A 20,645-nucleotide genomic window follows, 5' to 3' on the forward strand; every position below is an offset into this window, starting at 1 on the left:
CCCTGGACCTGTGCATGCCCTCTCGTCTTTCCCGTCATTGGCACCTTCGCCAATTGATCGCTGCCTCCAGCCTCATTCTGCTTGTCGCCTGCGCGGAAAAACCCACCGCCGCCGACGCTCAACCCCTGCCCAAACTCCAGACCGCACCCGTGGTAGCGCCCGCTGTCGTGGCCCCGCTGGCCGTGGACAACCTCGACATCCAACCGACCCAGACCTTCGCCGAATGGCAGGCCGGCTTCCGCGCACAAGCCCTGCAGGCCGGCATTACCGCCGCCGTGTTCGACAATGCGTTCGCCAATGTCACCCCGGACATGGCGGTGATCCGTGCCGACCGGAGCCAGCCGGAGTTTTCCCGCCCGGTGTGGGAATACATCGACGGCGCTCTGTCGCCACTGCGCGTGCGCAATGGTCAGGCGCTGCTGATCAAGTACGCCGATATCCTGCAAAGTATCGAACAACGCTATGGCGTCGACCGCCAGGCGCTCGTCTCGGTGTGGGGCATGGAGAGTAACTTCGGCCAGTTCCAGGGCAACAACTCGGTAATCCGCTCCCTGGCGACCCTGGCCTACGAAGGCCGGCGCCCGGCCTTTGCCCAGGCGCAATTGCTGGCGGCCCTGCAGATCATCCAGCACGGCGATATCCAGGCCGACCAGATGAAAGGCTCCTGGGCCGGCGCCATGGGCCAGACCCAATTCATCCCGACCACCTACAACACCCACGCCGTGGACTTCGACGGCGACGGTCGCCGCGATATTTGGAACAGCCCGGCCGACGCCCTCGCCTCCACCGCGCACTACCTGCAAAGCTCCGGTTGGCAGAAAGGCCAGCCGTGGGGGTTCGAGCTCAAACAACTGCCGGCGAACTTCGATTACGCCTTGGCCGATGGCGGCACCCGCAAGACCGTCGCCGAGTGGCTGAAACTGGGGGTCCAGTTACCGCCGGGCGCAAGCATGCCGGCCAATGTCGACCAGCTCTCCGCCGCCCTGCTGCTGCCTGCGGGCTATCGCGGCCCGGCGTTCCTGGTGCTGGATAACTTCCGCGCGATCCTCAAGTACAACAACTCGTCGTCCTATGCGCTGGCGGTTGGCCTGCTGTCGGAACGGTTTGGGGGCGGTGGCGTGATTCGTGGCGAATGGCCAAAAGATGAGCTGCCGCTGAGTCGCTCCCAGCGTATGGATTTGCAGACGGCGTTGAATGCCAATGGCTACGACGCGGGCAACCCGGATGGGATCATCGGCGCCAACACCCGCAAGGCGATTCGTGCGGCGCAGCAGGCGCTGGGCTGGCCGGCGGACGGGTATCCGACCGTGAAGCTGCTGGAGTCCCTGCAAAACCGCTAGATCTGCGTATGGCGACTAAAGCAATCGGGGGCAAGCCCCCTCCCACATTTTGATTTGTGAATACATTCAAGTGTGGGAGGGGGCTTGCCCCCGATTGCGGTTGAGCAGCCACCCACAGATTCAGGTTTTGAACACCACATCCTGCTCCAACACCACCCGCTTTTCCCCCGCATCCAGCCGCACCAATGCACCCATCGGCAGCGTCAGGTTCGGATCGCAATGCCCGCTGCGCCAGCCGGACAATACTGGAGTGCCCAAAGGTTCGAAGGTCTGCGTCAGCAAGCGCTCCAGCGCAGCGTTATCCACCCCCGCCACATCCCCGACCAGCACACCGGCGACCAGGGCCAGCTTGCCCGCCAGGCGCAGGTGCGTGAGCAAGCGGTCGATACGGTAGATCGGTTCGTTGACGTCCTCGATAAACAGGATGATGCCTTCAGCGTCCAGCTCGAAAGGCGTGCCCATCACCGCCGCGATCATCGACAGGTTGCCCCCCAGCAAGCGCCCACAGGCGATGCCAGGCGCGATGGTGGTCAGCGGGAAGGCCACCGGGTGTGCAAGCACGCTGCCAGCGCCGAGCTGACCACGCAGCAGGCTGAACAGGGAGGACTCGGTCGGTGGCTTCTTGTTACCGAGCAGGTCGGCATTGAGCATCGGGCCGTGGAAGGTCACGAAGCCAGCGTAACGGTTGATCGCCAGATGCAGGGCGGTGATGTCGCTATAGCCTACAAACGGCTTGGGGTTGGCGCGGATCAGGTCGAAGTCGAGCGCGTCCAGCAATCGTGGCGTGCCATAGCCGCCGCGCAGGCAGAAGATGGCATCGATATCGGGATTGGCGAAGGCGGCGTGCAGATCGTTGAGGCGGACTTTATCGCTACCGGCGAGGTAGCCGTCGCGCTCATAGACGCCGGGGAAAATTCGCAGGTCGTAGCCGCGCGTGCGCATCCATTGCCCGGCCTTTTCAACGTCCAATGCGGCGGGGCCGGCGGGGGCGATCAGGGCGATGGTGCCTTCGGAACGAAGGGCTGGAACGGCTGCAGTCATACACAACTCTCCCTAGTTAACGCGCAAAAAAATGTGGGAGGGGGTTTGCCCCCGATAGCGGTGGATCAGCCAGCACAGGTAGCGACTGACACACCGCAATCGGGGGCAAGCCCCCCTCCCACATCTGTATTACGAGACCAGGCTTGCCTTGACCAGCTTGGCCTGCTCATCAGCGTGGTACGAAGAACGAACCAGCGGGCCGGAGGCGACGTTCTTGAAACCCATCTTGTAGCCTTCCTCGGCGAACCAGGCGAAGACGTCCGGGTGCACGAAACGTTGTACCGGCAAGTGGCTGCGCGACGGTTGCAGGTACTGGCCCAGGGTCAGCATGTCGATGTCGTGTTCGCGCATGCGCTTCATGACTTCGATGACTTCTTCGTCGGTTTCGCCCAGGCCCAGCATCAGGCCGGACTTGGTCGGGATGTGCGGCATCATCTGCTTGAATTTCTGCAGCAGGGTCAGCGACCACTGGTAGTCCGAACCCGGACGCGCAGCCTTGTACAGGCGTGGCACGGTTTCCAGGTTGTGGTTGAACACATCCGGCGGCTCGGCGGCGGTGATTTCCAGCGCCACGTCCATCCGGCCACGGTAGTCCGGAACCAGGGTTTCGAGCATCACGTTCGGCGACAGTTTGCGGATTTCGCGGATGCAGTCGGCAAAGTGCTGGGCGCCGCCGTCACGCAGGTCGTCGCGGTCTACCGAGGTGATCACTACGTATTTGAGCTTCAGGTCGGCGATGGCGATGGCCAGGCTTTCCGGCTCGTTGACGTCCAGTGGCTTCGGACGACCGTGGCCGACGTCGCAGAACGGGCAACGACGGGTGCAGATGTCACCCATGATCATGAAGGTGGCGGTGCCGCCAGAGAAGCACTCGCCCAGGTTCGGGCAGGACGCTTCTTCGCACACGCTGTGCAGCTTGTGTTTGCGCAGCAGGGCCTTGATACGGTCGACTTCCGGCGAAACCGGGATGCGCACGCGGATCCAGTCGGGTTTCTTCGGCAGTTCGGTAGTCGGAATGATCTTCACCGGGATGCGTGCAACCTTCTCGGCGCCGCGCAGCTTGACGCCGGCTTCCACCTTGGCACGCGGGGCCGGGGCCGGACGTTCGGTGACGTCCAGCGTCGGGATCATGGTTTGCACTGCATCAGTAGTCATAATCAGTCGATTCCGCCCGTAAGGGTCGTCTGCTCAGCATAGTCGAGGTGTTTGACGAGCTGCGCGCGCAGCCGGGCACTTACCTCGGCAAATTTAATCGGTGTGGCGTGTTCGCTCAACTGGGTCATCGCCAACCCGGCGTAGCCGCACGGGTTGATCCGCCGGAACGGCGCCAGGTCCATGTCCACGTTCAAGGCCAGGCCATGAAAGGAACATCCGTGACGAATGCGCAGCCCCAGGGAGGCGATTTTCGCGCCCTCCACATACACGCCAGGAGCATCAGCCTTGGCCGCAGCGGTCACGCCATAACTGGCCAGCAGCTCGATCAGGCAAGCCTCTATACGGCTGACCAGATCGCGCACGCCAAATCCCAGCTTGCGCACATCCAGCAAGAGATAAGCGACCAGTTGACCGGGGCCATGGTAAGTCACTTGGCCACCTCGGTCGACCTGCACCACCGGAATATCTCCCGGCAGCAGCAAATGCTCGGCCTTGCCGGCCTGGCCCTGGGTGAACACCGGCGGGTGTTCCACCAGCCAGACCTCATCGGGGGCCGAGGTGCCGCGCTCGTTCGTGAACCGCTGCATGGCGTGCCAGACAGGCTCGTAGGCCATCTGGCCGAGCTCGCGAAAGCCCAGGACCTGTGACATCACAGCACCATGTGCACGAAGCCGGTGGCCCGCAGTTCACTGTTGATGTTGTAGAGCTGGTCTTGATCAGTCGCAACGATGTGCAACTGGATCGTGGTGTATTTACCGTTGGTGCTGGAACGTTCGTCCACCCGGTTATCGTTGATCGTCGCGTGTTTACGCACGATATCGATGATCTTGTCTTTGTTGCCTACACCGGTATCGCTGATCACCTTGACGGGATAGTCCGTCACTGGGAATTCGATCTTTGGCGCCTTTACTTCTTTATCGGTCATGGCGTAACGGCCTCGTAAGCGGTAAGCCGTGGCGACAGCAAAGCCCCGCGTCGGATCAACACGGGGCTTTGCAGGTGCACACAATCAGTTGAACAAGCCGTAGAAGAATAGACGGATGCTATCCCACACGCGGCGGAAGATACCACCTTCGTCGACAGCGTCCAGCGCGATCAGGTCGGCGCTGTGCACCACCTTGTCGTCCAGTTTCACTTCGACTTTACCGATCACGTCGCCCTTGGCGATTGGGGCAACCAATTGCGGGTTCATGGTCATGCTGGCAGCGAGCTTTTTCAGCTGGCCTTTAGGCATGGTCAGGGTCAGGTCTTCAGCCAGGCCAGCCTTGACTTGGGAAGTCGCGCCTTTCCATACCGGCGCGGTCGCCAGTTCAGCACCCTTCTGGTAGAAGGTCTGGGTTTCGAAGAAGCGGAAACCGTAGGTCAGCAGTTTTTGCGTCTCGGCCGCACGGGCCTGCTCACTGTTGGTACCGAACACGACGGCGATCAGGCGCTGGCCATCACGTACGGCGGACGACACCATGCAGTAGCCGGCTTCGTCGGTGTGGCCGGTTTTCAGGCCATCGACGGTCTTGTCGCGCCACAGCAGCAGGTTGCGGTTAGGCTGCTTGATGTTGTTCCAGAAGAATTCCTTCTGGGAGTAGATCGCGTAGTGCACCGGGTCGACACGAATGATCGCGCGCGCCAGGATCGCCATGTCGTGAGCCGACGAATAGTGCTCAGGGTTCGGCAGGCCGGTCGGGTTCATGAAGTGGCTGTTGGTCATGCCCAGGTCGGCCACGGTTTTGTTCATCATGTCGGCGAACGCGTCTTCACTGCCGGCAATGTGCTCGGCCAAGGCTACGCTGGCGTCGTTACCGGACTGGATGATGATGCCGTGCAGCAGGTCGCTCACGGTGACTTGCGAGCCCACCTTGATGAACATGCGCGAGCCGCCGGTCCGCCAGGCGTTTTCGCTGACGGTCACCGGGTCGTTCTCACCGATCTGGCCGCGACGGATTTCCAGGGTCGCGATGTAGGCGGTCATCAGCTTGGTCAGGCTGGCCGGTGGCAGGCGTTGGTCACCGTTGCTCTCGACCAGCACGTTGCCGCTGGCAGCGTCCATCAGGACCCATGCCTTGGCGGCCAGTTGCGGTGAAGCCGGCACCATTTCAACCGCCCAGGCGGCCGGGGTGATGATCAGCGAGATAAGCAGGCACGTGCGTTTGGCTAAGGTGGTGATGTTCATCCGTCTCTCGAAATTGCTTATGGAAACTTGCCCTCGCGGGCAAAACTTATTCAGACAGCCCGCTACCAGACTGTCACGTGTTCGGTTGCCCGCTCACCCCTTGCCCCTGGGTTTTTATTGTTCAACGAGCCAACAACCACGGCCCAAACCCGCGTACGGGCCTGGGCCATCAATCCTTTGTTACTCGGCGGTGACCACGCTGGGTTGCCCCAGGTTGGCCAGGCGCACGCTGTTCTGTACTTGCGCGACTTCGCTCGGGGAGCCGATCGGGCCCATGCGCACGCGGTGCAGCGTCTGCTGGTTACGCACGATGGAGCTGATAAAGACCGGTGCGTTGACCATGCCGCTGAGCTTGGACCTTAACAGTTCTGCCGCATCCGGGTTGGCGAAAGCGCCCACCTGCAGGTATTGCCCGCCGGCGACCGCGGCGCCTGGCGCTGCATGGGGCACGACCACCGTGTCCGGCGCGTGCTGCTGCGGGGGCGGTGTCCACTGTTCGATCTTGCCGGTGGACGCCGTCACTTGCGGCTGCGCACTCTGCGGCTCGTTGAGCATCAACGGCGCAGGCTTGCCACGCTGAGCCCAGTATTGCGCAGGGTCGATGCCTTCGACCTTGACCCGTGCGGTGCCGGTTTCGGCATAGCCGAGTTTTTTCGCGGCGGCATAGGACAAGTCAATGATGCGGTCCGAATAGAACGGCCCACGGTCGTTGACCCGCAGGATCACCGTGCGATTGTTATCCAGGTTGGTCACCCGTACATAGCTGGGCAGCGGCAGGGTTTTATGCGCTGCGCTCATGCCATACAGGTCATAGACCTCGCCGTTGGCCGTGTTCTGGCCATGGAACTTGGTGCCGTACCAGGACGCCGTGCCCGATTGCACGTAGGTCTTGGATTCCTGTAGCGGAAAGTAGGACTTACCCAGCACGGTGTAGGGGTTGGCCTTGTACGGGCCGGTGTGCAGGGTGGGCGTGGCGTCCGGGATCTTCGACACGTCGACATCCCACCACGGCGCGCCGTCTTTGTGGGCGCGGTTGATGTCCAGGCCCGGCTGGGAACGCACGGCGGTGCCGCCGGGCTTCTGGGTTGCCGGGCCACGGCTGGTGGAACAACTGACGACCAGCAGGGACAACGCGGCGAACGCCACCAGCTTGAGCGGTTGATTGAACGGCGATGCCCGCATTACTTGTTGCCCCGTGCTTGGACCAGCATGTCTGACAGCTGATGCACGGCCATGGCGTACATCACACTGCGGTTATAACGCGTGATCGCGTAGAAATTCTTCAGACCCATCCAGTATTCAGGGCCATTTTCGCCTTCCAGGCGGAACGCCGTGACCGGCATGTCATCGCGTGGCGCATTCTGACTCGACCAGCCCAGCGCCCGCAACTCCCCGACCGTCTTGGCCGGCTCGATGCCCTGGGTGAGGCCTTCATCGGCACGCTCCCCGCTGACATCGGCGCGGATCACCACCGGCTCGCCACCCACCCAGCCGTGGCGCTTGAAGTAGCTGGCCACGCTGCCGATGGCGTCGTCGGGATTGCTCCAGATGTTGATGTGGCCGTCGCCGTCGAAATCCACGGCGTAGGCGCGGAAACTGCTCGGCATGAACTGCGGCAAGCCCATCGCCCCGGCGTAGGAGCCCTTGAGGGTCAGTGGATCGACCTGCTCTTCACGGGCCAGCAGCAGGAATTCGCGCAGCTCCTTGCGGAAGAAGTCGGCGCGGGGCGGGTAATCGAAGCCCAGGGTCGACAAGGCGTCGATCACCCGATAGCTGCCGGTATTACGCCCGTAAAAGGTTTCAATGCCGATGATCGCGACAATCACCTGGGCCGGCACGCCATATTCCTGCTCGGCGCGGGCCAGCACGGCTTCGTGCTGACGCCAGAAATCCACACCACGTGCCACGCGGGCGTCGGTGAGGAACATCGGGCGATATTCCTTCCACTGCTTCACACGTTCGGCGGGGCGGGAGATGGCGTCGAGGATCGCCTGCTTTTTCTGGGCTTCGCGGAACACGCCCATCAGCTGTTCACCGGCGAAACCGTAGTCGCGGGTCATCTCACCGACAAATTCGGCGACCTGAGGTGAACCATCGTAGTCACCGGCCTGCGCCTCCTGCGTTGCACCCAGCAGCCCAATCAGGCCCATCCAGGACGCATGCCGAGTCGCCCAGCCGCGCATTACTTGCATTGACATCTTCACCTTATTCAAACCTGTGCGATCCACTTGCGATGCGTATGAATCGACATCAAAACCCCAAACGCTGACAGCAATGTCACCAGCGAAGTTCCGCCGTAGCTAATGAACGGCAACGGCACCCCAACCACCGGCAGCAGGCCACTGACCATACCGATGTTGACGAAAACGTAAACAAAAAAAGTCATGGTCAAGGCGCCTGCGAGCAATTTGCCGAACAGCGTCTGCGCCTGTGCGGTGATCACCAGGCCACGCCCGATCAGCAGCAAATAGATCAGCAACAGCGCGCAGATGCCCACCAGGCCGAACTCTTCGCCCATCACCGCAATAATGAAGTCGGTGTGGCTCTCTGGCAAAAAGTCCAAGTGCGACTGGGTGCCCAGCAACCAACCCTTGCCAAACACGCCGCCGGAACCGATGGCGGCCTTGGACTGGATGATGTTCCAGCCGGTGCCGAGCGGGTCGCTTTCCGGGTCGAGAAACGTGAGGATCCGTTGCTTCTGGTAATCGTGCATAAAGAAGAACCACATCGCTACTGCCACCGGTACGGCCGCGGCCAGCACGCTGAGGATCCAGCGCCAGCGCAACCCACCCATGAACAGCACGAACGCACCGCCGGCGAGGATCAGCAGCGAGGTGCCGAGATCCGGTTGGCGCACGATCAGGATGAACGGTACGCCGATCAGGATCAGGCTGATGCCCACGTGTTTAAGCTGCGGCGGCAAAGTGCGCTTGGACAGATACCAGGCGATGGTGGCCGGCATCAGGATCTTCATGAATTCCGACGGCTGGAAGCGAATCACCCCCGGAATGTTGATCCAGCGGGTCGCGCCCATGGCGTTGTGGCCCATCACATCCACCACCACCAGCAGCAATACCCCGGCGACGTAGCCGAGCGGCACCCAACGCGCCATGAAACGCGGCTCCAGCTGGGCGATTACCACCATGGACAGCAGGCCCAGGCCAAACGACGACGCCTGCTTGATCAGCAAGTCCCAGTTCTTGCCGCTGGCCGAATACAACACGAACAGGCTGCCGGCGGCCAGGGTCAGCAGCAGGATCAGCAACGGGCCATCAATGTGCATGCGCTGCAGCAACGTCGCACGGCGACGCATCACATCCTCACTGGAGAGGATGCGGTCAAAATTACTCTTCACTGGCCGTAACCTCGGTGTTTGAAGGGGGGCCGCCATATTCGGGCTTGAGCCTGCCGTCGTCGGCCAGCAACCAGGCGTCCATCACCTGACGCACTACAGGCGCTGCAACACCGGAGCCGGACTCGCCGTTCTCCACCATCACGGCCACGACGATTTTCGGGTCGTCTGCCGGAGCAAAGCCGACAAACAAGGCGTGGTCGCGGTGGCGTTCCTGGACCTTGGAGCGGTCGTATTTTTCGCCCTGCTTGATCGCGACCACCTGGGCCGTACCGCTCTTGCCGGCAATGCGGTACTGCGCGCCGACGGCGGCCTTGCGCGCAGTGCCACGGGCGCCGTGCATCACTTGCTGCATGCCATGGTTGACCTTGGTCCAGTCCGACGGGTCGCGCAGCACGATGTCCGGGATCGGGTTGTCATCCACCGGCTTCTCGCCTTCGATGGTCTTGGCCAGGTGCGGACGGTTCCAGATGCCTTTGTTGGCCACCAGCGCCGTGGCCTGGGCCAACTGCAAGGGCGTGGCCTGCATATAGCCCTGGCCGATACCGAGGATCAGGGTTTCACCCGGGAACCACGCCTGACGACGGGTCGCACGCTTCCACTCCCGCGATGGCATCAAGCCAGGAGATTCTTCGAACATATCCAGGGAAACCTTCTGACCCAGGCCGAACTTGCCCATATAGTCAGACAAGCGGTCGATCCCCAGCTTGTGGGCCAGGTCGTAGAAATAGGTGTCGTTGGACCGCATGATCGCGGTGTCCAGGTCGACATAGCCGTCACCGGTACGGTTCCAGTTACGGTATTTGTGATCGTAGTTGGGCAGCATGTAGTAGCCCGGGTCGAACACACGGCTGGAGGCCGTGACCACACCCGCGTCCAGGCCCGCAATCGCTACCGCGGGCTTGATGGTCGAACCCGGTGGGTACAGGCCGCGCAGTACGCGGTTGAACAGCGGTCGGTCGATGGAGTCACGCAACTCGGCGTAGGCCTTGAAGCTGATCCCGGTGACAAACAGGTTAGGGTCGAAACTCGGCTGGCTGACCATGGCCAGGACTTCGCCGCTTTTCGGGTCCAGCGCCACCACGGCGCCGCGCCGCCCGCCCAATGCCATCTCCGCCGCTTCCTGCAGCTTGATGTCCAGGCTCAACACAATGTCTTTGCCGGGAATCGGATCGGTGCGCTTGAGCACGCGCAACACGCGGCCACGGGCGTTGGTCTCGACTTCTTCGTAACCCACCTGGCCGTGCAGTTCCGGCTCGTAGAAACGCTCGATGCCGGTCTTGCCGATATGGTGGGTGCCGCTGTAGTTGACCGGGTCGAGGCTCTTGAGCTCTTTCTCGTTGATCCGTCCCATGTAGCCGACCGAATGCGCAAAGTGCGCACCCTGTGGGTAATGACGCACCAACTGCGCCACCACTTCCACACCCGGCAAACGGAACTGGTTCACCGCGATACGGGCGATCTGCTCTTCGGTCAGCTCGAACAGGATCGGCACCGGCTCGAATGGCCGACGGCCCTGCCTCATGCGTTTTTCGAAGACCACCCGGTCTTCCGGCGTCAATTGCAAGACTTCGACGATGACATCGAGGACTTGCTGCCAGTCACCGGAACGCTCGCGGGTCATGCTCAGGCTGAAGCTGGGCCGGTTGTCCGCGACCACCACGCCATTGCGGTCGAAAATCAGCCCACGGGTCGGCGGAATCGGCTGCACATGCACCCGGTTGTTTTCCGACAGCGTGGAGTGATACTCGTACTGGATCACCTGCAGGAAATACAGGCGGGCGATCAGCACACACATCAGCCCGACGACCAGAATCGCACCAAACACGACCCGAGCGCGTACAAGACGTGCGTCTTTCTCGTGGTCCTTGATGCGGATCGGCTGGGTCATCGGGAGGGGCGCAGATTATTTGTGGTAAGGGTGCCCGGACAGGACTGTCCAGGCGCGATACAGCTGTTCACCGATCAGAATCCTTACCAACGGGTGCGGCAACGTCAGCGCCGACAGCGACCAGCGCTGGTCCGCCCGCGCGCAGACTTCCGGCGCCAGCCCTTCAGGGCCACCGACCATGAAGTTGACGGTGCGCGAGTCCAGGCGCCAGCGATCCAGTTCCACCGCCAGTTGCTCGGTGCTCCAGGGTTTGCCGTGCACTTCGAGGGTGACGATGCGCTCATTGGGGCCGACCTTGGCCAACATGGCTTCGCCTTCCTGACGGATAAAGCGCGCCACGTCGGCATTCTTGCCCCGGGTGTTGAGCGGTATTTCCACCAGTTCCAGCGACAGCTCAGCGGGCAGACGCTTGGCATACTCGTGCCAGCCTTCTTCCACCCACTTGGGCATGCGTGAACCGACAGCGATCAGACGCAGGCGCACAGCCGTTCCTTATTCCTGGTCTTTGTTGAGCTTGTCGAAGTGCGCGTGGCCCACTTCCGGGCTGTGGTGCTTGCCATCAGCGGCACGGCTCTGCTCGGCGCCTTTCCACAGACGCTCCAGGTCGTAGAACTGACGGGCGTTGGAGGTCATCATGTGAACGATCACATCGTCCATGTCCAGCAGCACCCAGTCGCTGTCGCCCTTGCCTTCTTCACCCAGTGGCTTGACGCCTTGGGCTTTGACGGCTTCGCGAACCTTGTCCAGCATCGCGCCGATCTGGCGGTTGGAGGTACCGGTGGCGATGATCATGAAGTCGGTGATGCTCTGCTTGTCGCGCACGTCCAGGACCTGGATGTCCTGGGCCTTCACGTCTTCCAGGGCGGCAACGGCGACTTTTACCAGCTCTTCGCCAGCCAGTTCCGGGCCAACGTGGGCTTCAACCGGCAGCGGGGCGCTTTTGAACGTGCCTTTGCGTTTTACTTTGCTTACGTCTTTGTTCGTCATAAAAAACTCGTTTTGCTCGTATGTTCGGGCGCTCGCTGCACGACTGTTCGTGCGTTCAAGCGCGCCTTTTCAGTTCGACGCACGGTAAAGCCCGTGCGCATCGATGTAGGCCAGGACCGCGTCAGGCACCAGGAAACGTACCGACTTCCCGCTGGCCAGCAGTTGACGGATCTGGGTGGCGGACACCGCAAGCGGGGTCTGCCAGACGAATGCAATATTCCCGTTCGGCCCGGTCAGGGCCAAGGGGTCACTTACCGACCGCGCGGCCAGCAGGTTGCGCAAGGCATCCGGCGGTTCGCTGTCGGCATCCGGGCGTTGCAAAACCAGGATGTGGCAATGCTGGAGGAGTTCCTCCCAGCGGTGCCAAGAGGGCAGGCCGCAAAATGCGTCCCAGCCCAAAAGCAGAAACAACTGGTCATCTGCGGCCAACTCGGCGCGCATCAGTTCCAGGGTGTCGACAGTGTAGGACGGTTTATCGCGTTTGAGTTCGCGGTCGTCCACCACCAGCGGCGATACGCCCTCTACCGCCAGGCGCACCATTTCCAGACGTTGTTGCGGCGACACCTGCGGCGTATCGCGATGGGGCGGCCGCGCGTTGGGCATCACGCGCAGCTCGTCCAGCGCGAGGGCATCCGCGACTTCCAGGGCGCTGCGCAAATGGCCGATGTGCACGGGGTCGAAAGTACCGCCGAGCAGCCCGATGCGTTTAACCATCAAGTGCGCACATGACCGTCGCCGAACACCACGTACTTCTCGCTGGTCAGCCCTTCCAGGCCAACCGGGCCGCGTGCATGGAGCTTGTCGGTGGAGATGCCGATCTCCGCGCCCAGGCCGTATTCGAAGCCGTCGGCAAAACGCGTCGAGGCGTTGATCATCACCGAAGCGGAATCCACTTCATTGAGGAAACGCCGCGCATCGCTGAAATGCTCGGAGACAATGGCGTCAGTGTGCTTGGAGCCGTATTGATTGATGTGTTCAATGGCCTCGTCCAGGTCATCGACAATCTTGATTGACAGGATCGGCGCCGTGTATTCGGTGTACCAGTCCAGCTCGGTCGCTTCGATCACGTCCGCGCCCAGCAACGCACGGGTGCGTTCGCAGCCGCGCAGTTCCACGCCCTTGTCGCGGTAGATGGCAGCCAGCGGCGGCAGCACGCGATCGGCAATGCCGACGTGCACCAGCAGGGTTTCCATGGTGTTGCACGGGGCGTAACGGTGGGTCTTGGCGTTGTCGGCGATGCGGATGGCCTTGTCGATATCGGCAGCAACGTCGATGAACACGTGGCACACGCCGTCCAGATGCTTAATCACCGGCACCTTGGCATCACGGCTGACACGTTCGATCAGGCTCTTGCCACCGCGCGGCACGATCACGTCGACAAATTCCGGCATGGTGATCAGCGCGCCGACAGCGGCGCGGTCGGTGGTTTCCACCACTTGCACCACTTCAGCCGGCAGTTCGGCCACGGCCAGGCCTTGCTGGATGCACGTCGCGATGGCGCGGTTGGAATTGATTGCCTCGGAACCGCCACGCAGGATGGTGGCATTGCCGGACTTGAGGCACAGGCTCGCGGCGTCGATGGTCACGTTCGGGCGCGACTCATAGATGATGCCGATCACGCCCAGTGGCACGCGCATCTTGCCGACCTGGATGCCGGACGGCAGGTAACGCATATCGCGGATTTCACCGATGGGGTCAGGCAGCTTGGCCACCTGACGCAAGCCTTCGATCATGTCATCGATACGTGCCGGGGTCAGCGCCAGGCGGTCCAGCAGGGCCGGCTCCAGGCCATTGGCGCGGCCGTTGGCCAGGTCCAGGTCGTTGGCGGCGGCGAGTTCGGAGCGCGAAGCATCCAGAGCATCGGCGGCAGCCAGCAGGGCACGGTTCTTCTGCGCAGTGCTCGCACGGGCGATCAACCGCGAGGCCTGACGGGCAGCGCGACCCAGGCGGGTCATGTAGTCAAGAACGGACTCAGTCATGGTCAGGGAGTCTTGGCAAAGAGGAAAGCGGCAGATTATAGCTGTGACGCCGCCCGACTGACAGCGGTGACGGGCGGATGGTCGAAATGAACTGTAAAAACCTGGGGTTCAGCGGTAATTAAGGTGGGAGTTGTTATTATTCGGTCACATTTAGCCGTATTAACCCCTGACCGCCATGCCCCAACTCCCCTCCAGCGCCCTGCCCGACTGCTTCTTCGACCGAGATGCGCAACTGCTTGCGCGCGACTTGCTCGGAAAAGTCATACGCCATCGCGTCGGCGAAATCTGGCTTTCGGCGCGAATTATTGAAACCGAAGCCTATTACGTGGCCGAAAAAGGCAGCCACGCCTCACTGGGCTACACAGAAAAGCGTAAGGCTTTGTTTCTGGATGGTGGCCATATCTACATGTACTACGCCCGTGGCGGCGATTCCTTGAACTTCAGCGCCCAGGGGCCGGGCAATGCCGTGCTGATCAAATCGGCTTATCCGTGGGTGGACGAAATCTCCGGCCCGGCCAGCCTGGCGCAGATGTTATTGAACAACCCAAATGCCGACGGCAGCCCGCGCCCCACGCAGAAACTGTGTGCCGGCCAGACCCTGCTGTGCAAAGCCCTGGGCCTGAAAGTGCCGATGTGGGACGCCAAGCGCTTTGACGAGGAACTGCTCTACGTCGAAGACGTGGGCCAGGTTCCGACCCAGATCATCCAGACAACCCGCCTGGGCATCCCCAGTGGGCGCGATGAACACCTGATGTACCGCTTTGTCGATGCTGGCTATGCGCCGTATTGCACACGGAACCCGCTACGCCGGGGCCAGGTCGAAGGCCGGGATTATTTTTTGATTTGAATGAACATAAGAACCGAAAGCACAGCAGATCCAATGTGGGAGGGGGCAAGCCCCCTCCCACAATTGATTTCCAGTGACTAAGGGTTATGTATTTCACAGAGGGAGTGAGGTTTTATGGGCCAATGGCTCGATAGCATTACTGGCTGGCTGACCGTCAACCCGCAATGGCTGGCGGCGGCGGTGTTTATCGTCGCGTGCGTGGAATGCCTGGCCATCGCCGGGCTGATCGTGCCGGGCACGGTGTTGCTGTTTGCTATTGCGGCGCTGGCCGGCAGCGGTGCGCTGTCGTTGAGTGAAACGCTGTTGCTGGGCTTTCTCGGCGGCTTGCTGGGCGATGGAGTTTCCTACTTCCTGGGCCGACATTTCCACCAGAACATCCGGCGCCTGCCCGGCCTGCGCCACCACCCCGAATGGATGAATGGTGCAGAGACCTACTTTCACAAGTACGGCATCGCCAGCCTGCTGGTCGGACGTTTCATCGGCCCCCTGCGCCCGATGCTGCCGATGGTGGCTGGCATGTGCGACATGCCGTTCCCGCGCTTTGCCCTGGTGAGCATTCTTGCCGCTGCCGGCTGGACGGTGGCTTACTTGCTGCCGGGCTGGGCCACTGGCGCCGCGTTCCGCCTGCCGCTGCCGGAAGGTTTCTGGCCGGAGGCAGGTGTTGTCACGGCCTGCCTGGCGGTGCTGCTGGGACTGACCTTGAACAGCAGCCTGCGCGGCCATCGTCGCGCCACCCTGTGGACAGGCTGCGCCAGTCTGATTCTTTTGCTTGCGCTGTTTATCGGCTATCACCACCTCAACGATTTCGACCAGGGTCTGAGCGCGCTGGTGCAGGAGCATCGCAGCGCCTGGCTGGATGAAACCATGGTGATGGTTACCCAGTTGGGTGAGTTCAAGAAGATGTTCGTCGCCAGCGCTGTGTTCACCGGCCTGCTGTTACTGGCACGACAATGGCGCCACGCACTGTTTGTCGGCGCCACGCTGGCCGGGGCCGCCGTGATCAACACCGGGACCAAGTTGTTTTTCGCCCGTGGTCGCCCGGAAATCCTGACAGACCCCCTCACCAGCTTCAGCATGCCCAGTGGCCACGCCTCCGGCGCCTTTGCGTTTTTCCTGGCACTGGCAGTGCTGGCCGGACGCGGCCAACCGACACGGCTGCGCCTGACCTGGATATTGCTGGGCTGCATTCCCGCCGCATTTATCGCGTTGTCTCGGGTGTACCTGGGCGCTCATTGGCCCAGCGACATCCTAGCCGGCACGCTGCTGGCGATGACCGTATGCGCATTCAGCCTGACGGTCAGCCAATACCGCAGCCCGTTGCCGCCGATGCCGGCCAAAGCCTGGTGGCTGGTGCTACCGGCCGTGGTGGCAGTTCTTGGGTTTATCGCCTTTACTGGCACATCCCACGCACTGCTCAGGTACGCCTACTGACCCTTGGCGGGGCCAATCCAGTCGACTGGTGCGACGCGGCGTTCGGTATAACGCTCGCGCCGCTCCAAGAGCATTTCATCGGCGATCTCTGCGGCGCGCGTGGCGATAAATTCAGCGCCGCGCTTTTCATCCTTGCGGATCAGTTGCGTGGTGATGCTGACAAAAAAGGCGTCCCAAGTGGCCATTTCCGATTGCGTTAGCCGAATCATTCCCATCCCCAGATCAAGGTGTGTGATCGGGGACTATTTCAGTCGGCCCCAAGGCGCAACGAAGGAAAATTCCGAGAGTCTGGCCAGTGAATTCCGAAACTCAGGTAAACAACTCACCCTGTAGCTCATCGAGCAGCATCTGGATTGCATCCAGCCGCTGTTGCGGATCGTCGAGCTGCAGCAGGTCGATCTTGTCAGCCTCGGTGAAGGGCAGCAGATAAGCCAACTGATTGGCCAAGGCTTGCTGGCCATCGGCGTGGGCGTTCATGTCCAGCGAGGCGACCATGGGATGCTCGGCCAACGCTTCAAGCAACGCCAACAGATCGGCATCCTCGTCTACCAATGGCCGGTCCGGCTTTTCGCCCAGCCATTGCACCTCGGCCACCAGCAGTTGGTCCTTCTGCACGTTAGCGTCACGCACGCGGAAACGGCGCCCACCTTCGACACGAATCCCCAGCAAGCCATTGTCCTGTTGCTTGAAGTCGCGAATCAGCGCTTCGCAGCCAATCAGTGCGTAGCCATCCGGGGCCATGCCGATCTCCCTGCCGTCAAGGATGCACACCACGCCGAAGCCTTCACCCTTTTTCATGCAACGACTGATCATGTCCAGATAGCGCGCCTCAAATATTTGCAGGTCGAGGGTGCAACCGGGGAACAGCACGGTATTGAGCGGGAACAGCGCCAGACTCATATAAGGTTTCCTTAAACCTGGTTTAAACAATCACTGACACAGCCAACGGCAGGAACACCGCCGTGGCCACGCCCATCAGACTCATGGCCAGCGCCGCAAAGGCGCCGCACTCTTCGCTTTCCTGCAGGGCCACCGAGGTGCCGACGGCGTGGGCGGTCATGCCCAACGCCATGCCGCGCGCCTCGGGGCTGTGCACGCCCAGGCGCGACAGCAGCGCCGGCCCCACCATCGCCCCCACGACACCCGTGATCAGCACAAACACCGCCGCCAGCGCCGCCACACCGCCAATCTGTTCGGCCACCAGCATGGCAATCGGCGAGGTTACCGACTTGGGCGCCATGGTCATCAGCATCATGTGTTCAGCACCGAACCACCAACCGAGCAGCACACACAGGCCGGTAGCCAGAACGCCGCCTATTACCAGCGTAGTAAAAATCGGCCAGAACAATTGGCGAATGCGCCGCAGATTGAGATACAGCGGCACCGCCAGCGCCACCGTGGCAGGCCCCAGCAGAATACCCATGATTTCGGTGCTCTTGCGGTACTCGGCGTAGCTCAGGCCGCAGGTCAGCAACACGCCGATCACCAGCAGCATTGAGACCAGCACCGGTTGCAGGAAGATCCAGCGGGTTTTCTCGAACCCCGCGAGCACCAGCTGATAGGCGCCCAGGGTGATACCAATACCAAACAGCGGATGATGAATAACGGCCGTCCACGCGCCCTGCCAGTCGAAGATCATTGATCCTTCTCCTTGCGCTTGACCATCTGTTGCATCAGCACGCCCACAAAAGCCATGGCGATCACCAGTGACAGCACCAGCGCGCCGACAATGGCCCAGAAATCAGCCGCGATGTCCTTGGCGTAGACCATCACCCCGACTGCCGGCGGCACCAGCAGCAATGGCAAATAGCGCAACAGGCTGCCAGCCGCGAGGCTCAGCGGCTCGCCCACCTCGCCACGCCAGATCAGGAAACCCAGCATCAGCAACAGGCCAATGATCGGCCCCGGCAGTACCGGCAGCAGCAAATGATTGATCGCCGTGCCAATCAACTGAAACAGCACCAGCCATGTCAGACCACGTAACAGCATCCGTCCTCTCCCCCTCTGAACCCGCCCGCATTATAAGCATGCCGGCCCTATGCATCGGCATTCGCCAAAAGCATGGTGGGTTGACCGGGCTGGTTGCCCGTGATGATCTACATTGGTTCTCTGTAATCCATAAAACTGCATCGATGAACCAAGGAGAGACGCAATGCCCTATGTACCTGTAGCGCAGCTCAAAGATTATGTCGGCAAGGAACTGGGACGTTCCGAATGGTTCACCATCGACCAGGCACGTATCAACCTGTTCGCAGAGGCCACTGGCGATCATCAGTTCATCCACGTCGACCCGGTCAAGGCGGCGCAAACGCCGTTCGGCAGCACCATTGCCCACGGTTTCCTGTCTCTGTCGCTGATGCCCAAGTTGATGGAAGACATCCTGATCATGCCCGAAGGCCTGAAAATGGCGGTCAACTATGGCCTGGACAGCGTGCGTTTTATCCAGCCGGTGAAGGTCAATTCCAAGGTGCGCCTGAACGTCACCCTCACTGATGTCACCGAAAAAAAACCCGGCCAGTGGCTGTTCAAGGCCACCGCCACGCTGGAAATCGAAGGCCAGGAAAAACCGGCGTACATCGCTGAGTCGCTGTCACTCTGCTTCGTGTAAGCGCTTCCCTGTGGTGAGGGACTGAAACTCACCACAGGGCATGTAAATTTATGTATGAACCTCGCAGCTGCGGCATACTCGGCGCTCAATTATCCGGATCCCGCTATGCGCCCACTCGCCCCCCTTGCCCTTGCCCTGTTGCTCACCGCTTGCGGAGACGGCGAATCGCTGTTGCCGCCCGATGCGCGCCTGCCCGACGGCGGCCGCTACCGGGGCGATGTGGTCAACGGTTTGCTGCAAGGCCAGGGCCGTGTGGACTACCCCAACGGCAGCTGGTACGCCGGCGCATTCGACAAGGGCCAGTGGCACGGCCAGGGCGAATGGCACGGCAGCAACGGCGAAGTCTATAAGGGCCAGTTCCAGCAAGGCCTGTTCGACGGCCAGGGCAGCCTGACCACCGCAGCCAGCCAGTATGTCGGCGGTTTCCGCGCCGGCCGGCGCAACGGCGAAGGCACCCTCAAAGAGGGGCAAATGACCTACCGTGGCGAATTCAAAGACGATCAATATTCCGGCCTCGGCCGCCTGGAGCTGGCCGACGGCAGCCAGTACCAGGGCCAGTTCGCCCACGGCAAACCCAACGGCGAAGGCCAGCGCAACGACGACAGCGGCAACCAGTTCAGCGGGCACTTCGTCGATGGCCAGTTGGAGGGCAACGGCACCTTCAACAGCGCCGACGGCGACATCTATGTCGGCCAATTCAAGCAGAACCAGCTCAACGGCAAGGGCCGCTATGAAAACGCCGACGGCGACGTGTGGATCGGCCAGTTCAAGGAAGGCGCGCTCAGCGGCAAGGGCGAGCTGATCGGCGTGGACGGCAGCCATTACGTCGGCCAGTTCAGCGATTGGCGCTTTACCGGCGAAGGCCGCCTGAACCTCACCGACGGCAGCTTCTATATCGGCGGCTTCGACAGCGACAACTATCAGGGTCGCGGCACCCTGGTACTCTCCGACGGCACCGTGCAAGCCGGGACCTGGGTCAACGGCATGCGCGTGCGTGACGCCGACGGCACGTTGCTGCCCGACCCGCTGGAAATCGGCGTGCTGGTCCAAGGCCGCTTGCTCGATGCTGCGCTCGCCGCCGTGCCCGCCTCAACACCTGCCGTGGAGCTGTATACCCTGGCCGTGGCCGGCGACGGCAAACAAAGCGTGTTCCTGCGCGAAGCCGATTACGTCAGCAACATGCTCGCCACGCGCTTCGGCGCACGCGGGCAGATCCGCCTGGTCAACCACCGCGACCATATCGCCGACCGCCCCCTGGCCACCCGCGAAAGCCTGCGCCGCGCCGTGCAAACCCTGGCCGAGCGCACCGGCCCGGAAGACCTGGTGTTTATCTACATGACCAGCCACGGCACCCACGAACATGAACTGGTGCTGGACCAGCCACGCATGGAGCTGGCCGACTTGCCGGCCGATGAGCTGGCCGCCGTGCTTGCACCGCTGAAAAACCGCGACAAGATCGTCGTGATTTCCGCCTGCTATTCCGGCGGCTTTATCCCCGCGCTCAAAGATGATCGCACCCTGATCATGACGGCTTCCCGCGCCGACCGCGTGTCCTTCGGCTGCTCCGAAGAGGCCGACTTCACCTACTTTGGCGACGCCCTCTTCGCCCAAGCCTTCAACCAGACCGACGACTTGCAGCAAGCCTTCAAACTGGCGCAGCTGCATGTGAGCGAACGCGAACAGGCCGACAATTTCGAAGCGTCCGAACCGCAGATCTGGGCCCCCAAAGGCGTGATCGCCCATTGGCAACTTTTACGCAAACAGCAGGCACGAAAGGCGCTCGAAAGCGTCTCAATGAATAGCAAGGAAGCCAAAGGCAACTAAGCTGTAACGTGTAACAAGGGGGA

The 20,645-nt window shown here is 61.7% G+C and carries 22 protein-coding genes; 5 read left to right on the top strand and 17 right to left on the bottom strand.

Features of this window, described 5'->3' with window-relative positions:
* The first annotated feature begins 14 nt into the window (after positions 1-14).
* Positions 15-1,340 (top strand): lytic murein transglycosylase, encoded by a 1,326-nt coding sequence (locus tag DNK50_RS28130; protein WP_112196842.1) that lies wholly within the window; start codon positions 15-17, stop codon positions 1,338-1,340.
* 120 nt (positions 1,341-1,460) lie between these two features.
* On the opposite strand, the gene DNK50_RS28135 is transcribed toward DNK50_RS28130, so the two are convergent.
* From DNK50_RS28135 to DNK50_RS28195, 13 genes are all read right to left on the bottom strand, one after another.
* Complete coding sequence (locus tag DNK50_RS28135) at positions 1,461-2,381, bottom strand: LD-carboxypeptidase (RefSeq protein ID WP_112196843.1); 921 nt, start codon at positions 2,379-2,381, stop codon at positions 1,461-1,463.
* 129 nt (positions 2,382-2,510) lie between these two features.
* The gene (gene lipA / locus DNK50_RS28140) at positions 2,511-3,512 is read right to left on the bottom strand and encodes a lipoyl synthase (RefSeq protein WP_160385010.1); all 1,002 of its coding nucleotides are present in this window, start codon (positions 3,510-3,512) and stop codon (positions 2,511-2,513) included.
* A gap of 26 nt (positions 3,513-3,538) precedes the next feature.
* Positions 3,539-4,186 (bottom strand): lipoyl(octanoyl) transferase LipB, encoded by a 648-nt coding sequence (gene lipB / locus DNK50_RS28145; RefSeq protein ID WP_112196844.1) that lies wholly within the window; start codon positions 4,184-4,186, stop codon positions 3,539-3,541.
* Entirely contained in the window at positions 4,186-4,461 is a 276-nt protein-coding gene (locus tag DNK50_RS28150) for a DUF493 domain-containing protein (protein WP_099584673.1), read from the bottom strand. Before DNK50_RS28150 ends, lipB begins: the two co-directional genes overlap by 1 nt.
* 84 nt (positions 4,462-4,545) lie before the next feature.
* A complete protein-coding gene (locus DNK50_RS28155) occupies positions 4,546-5,703 on the bottom strand; it encodes a D-alanyl-D-alanine carboxypeptidase family protein (RefSeq protein WP_099584672.1) in 1,158 nt (385 codons plus the stop codon).
* Between the two features lie 180 nt (positions 5,704-5,883).
* A complete protein-coding gene (locus DNK50_RS28160; RefSeq protein ID WP_099584671.1) occupies positions 5,884-6,885 on the bottom strand; it encodes a septal ring lytic transglycosylase RlpA family protein in 1,002 nt (333 codons plus the stop codon).
* Entirely contained in the window at positions 6,885-7,895 is a 1,011-nt protein-coding gene (gene mltB, locus DNK50_RS28165; RefSeq protein WP_032884595.1) for a lytic murein transglycosylase B, read from the bottom strand. The genes DNK50_RS28160 and mltB overlap by 1 nt, the downstream gene beginning before the upstream one ends.
* Positions 7,896-7,912: 17 nt before the next feature.
* Entirely contained in the window at positions 7,913-9,016 is a 1,104-nt protein-coding gene (gene rodA / locus DNK50_RS28170) for a rod shape-determining protein RodA (RefSeq protein ID WP_042570827.1), read from the bottom strand.
* A gap of 31 nt (positions 9,017-9,047) precedes the next feature.
* Positions 9,048-10,946 (bottom strand): penicillin-binding protein 2, encoded by a 1,899-nt coding sequence (gene mrdA, locus DNK50_RS28175; protein ID WP_112196845.1) that lies wholly within the window; start codon positions 10,944-10,946, stop codon positions 9,048-9,050.
* 15 nt (positions 10,947-10,961) lie between these two features.
* The gene (gene rlmH / locus DNK50_RS28180) at positions 10,962-11,429 is read right to left on the bottom strand and encodes a 23S rRNA (pseudouridine(1915)-N(3))-methyltransferase RlmH (protein WP_003176297.1); all 468 of its coding nucleotides are present in this window, start codon (positions 11,427-11,429) and stop codon (positions 10,962-10,964) included.
* A 9-nt stretch (positions 11,430-11,438) separates the two neighbouring features.
* A complete protein-coding gene (gene rsfS, locus DNK50_RS28185; RefSeq protein WP_003176298.1) occupies positions 11,439-11,933 on the bottom strand; it encodes a ribosome silencing factor in 495 nt (164 codons plus the stop codon).
* 69 nt (positions 11,934-12,002) lie between these two features.
* Positions 12,003-12,647, bottom strand: coding sequence for a nicotinate-nucleotide adenylyltransferase (gene nadD, locus DNK50_RS28190; RefSeq protein WP_099584669.1), 645 nt, complete (start codon positions 12,645-12,647; stop codon positions 12,003-12,005).
* A complete protein-coding gene (locus DNK50_RS28195; RefSeq protein ID WP_099584668.1) occupies positions 12,647-13,912 on the bottom strand; it encodes a glutamate-5-semialdehyde dehydrogenase in 1,266 nt (421 codons plus the stop codon). The genes nadD and DNK50_RS28195 overlap by 1 nt, the downstream gene beginning before the upstream one ends.
* A gap of 175 nt (positions 13,913-14,087) precedes the next feature.
* On the opposite strand from DNK50_RS28195, the gene DNK50_RS28200 reads away from it, so the two are divergent.
* Both DNK50_RS28200 and DNK50_RS28205 read left to right on the top strand, forming a co-directional pair.
* A complete protein-coding gene (locus tag DNK50_RS28200) occupies positions 14,088-14,759 on the top strand; it encodes a DNA-3-methyladenine glycosylase (RefSeq protein WP_099584667.1) in 672 nt (223 codons plus the stop codon).
* A 114-nt stretch (positions 14,760-14,873) separates the two neighbouring features.
* The gene (locus DNK50_RS28205) at positions 14,874-16,190 is read left to right on the top strand and encodes a bifunctional DedA family/phosphatase PAP2 family protein (protein WP_112196846.1); all 1,317 of its coding nucleotides are present in this window, start codon (positions 14,874-14,876) and stop codon (positions 16,188-16,190) included.
* On the opposite strand, the gene DNK50_RS28210 is transcribed toward DNK50_RS28205, so the two are convergent.
* From DNK50_RS28210 to DNK50_RS28225, 4 genes are all read right to left on the bottom strand, one after another.
* A complete protein-coding gene (locus DNK50_RS28210) occupies positions 16,184-16,399 on the bottom strand; it encodes a hypothetical protein (RefSeq protein WP_099584827.1) in 216 nt (71 codons plus the stop codon). The two genes, DNK50_RS28205 and DNK50_RS28210, sit on opposite strands and share 7 nt — an antisense overlap.
* Before the next feature lie 100 nt (positions 16,400-16,499).
* The gene (locus DNK50_RS28215; RefSeq protein ID WP_112196847.1) at positions 16,500-17,090 is read right to left on the bottom strand and encodes an LON peptidase substrate-binding domain-containing protein; all 591 of its coding nucleotides are present in this window, start codon (positions 17,088-17,090) and stop codon (positions 16,500-16,502) included.
* Between the two features lie 22 nt (positions 17,091-17,112).
* The gene (locus tag DNK50_RS28220) at positions 17,113-17,829 is read right to left on the bottom strand and encodes an LrgB family protein (RefSeq protein WP_112196848.1); all 717 of its coding nucleotides are present in this window, start codon (positions 17,827-17,829) and stop codon (positions 17,113-17,115) included.
* Positions 17,826-18,179 carry a CidA/LrgA family protein gene (locus DNK50_RS28225; protein ID WP_032884588.1) on the bottom strand — a complete coding sequence of 118 codons (354 nt, stop codon included), beginning with the start codon at positions 18,177-18,179 and terminating at the stop codon, positions 17,826-17,828. The genes DNK50_RS28220 and DNK50_RS28225 overlap by 4 nt, the downstream gene beginning before the upstream one ends.
* 163 nt (positions 18,180-18,342) lie before the next feature.
* On the opposite strand from DNK50_RS28225, the gene DNK50_RS28230 reads away from it, so the two are divergent.
* Positions 18,343-18,798, top strand: a complete 456-nt coding sequence (locus DNK50_RS28230; RefSeq protein ID WP_112196849.1) for a MaoC family dehydratase — start codon at positions 18,343-18,345, stop codon at positions 18,796-18,798.
* 105 nt (positions 18,799-18,903) lie between these two features.
* On the top strand, positions 18,904-20,622 hold the full coding sequence (locus tag DNK50_RS28235) for a C13 family peptidase (protein WP_099584663.1): 1,719 nt from the start codon (positions 18,904-18,906) through the stop codon (positions 20,620-20,622).
* The last annotated feature ends 23 nt before the right edge of the window (positions 20,623-20,645 follow it).

This window comes from Pseudomonas sp. LG1E9, assembly GCF_003290225.1.
Taxonomy (GTDB): Bacteria; Pseudomonadota; Gammaproteobacteria; order Pseudomonadales; family Pseudomonadaceae; genus Aquipseudomonas; species Aquipseudomonas cyclaminis.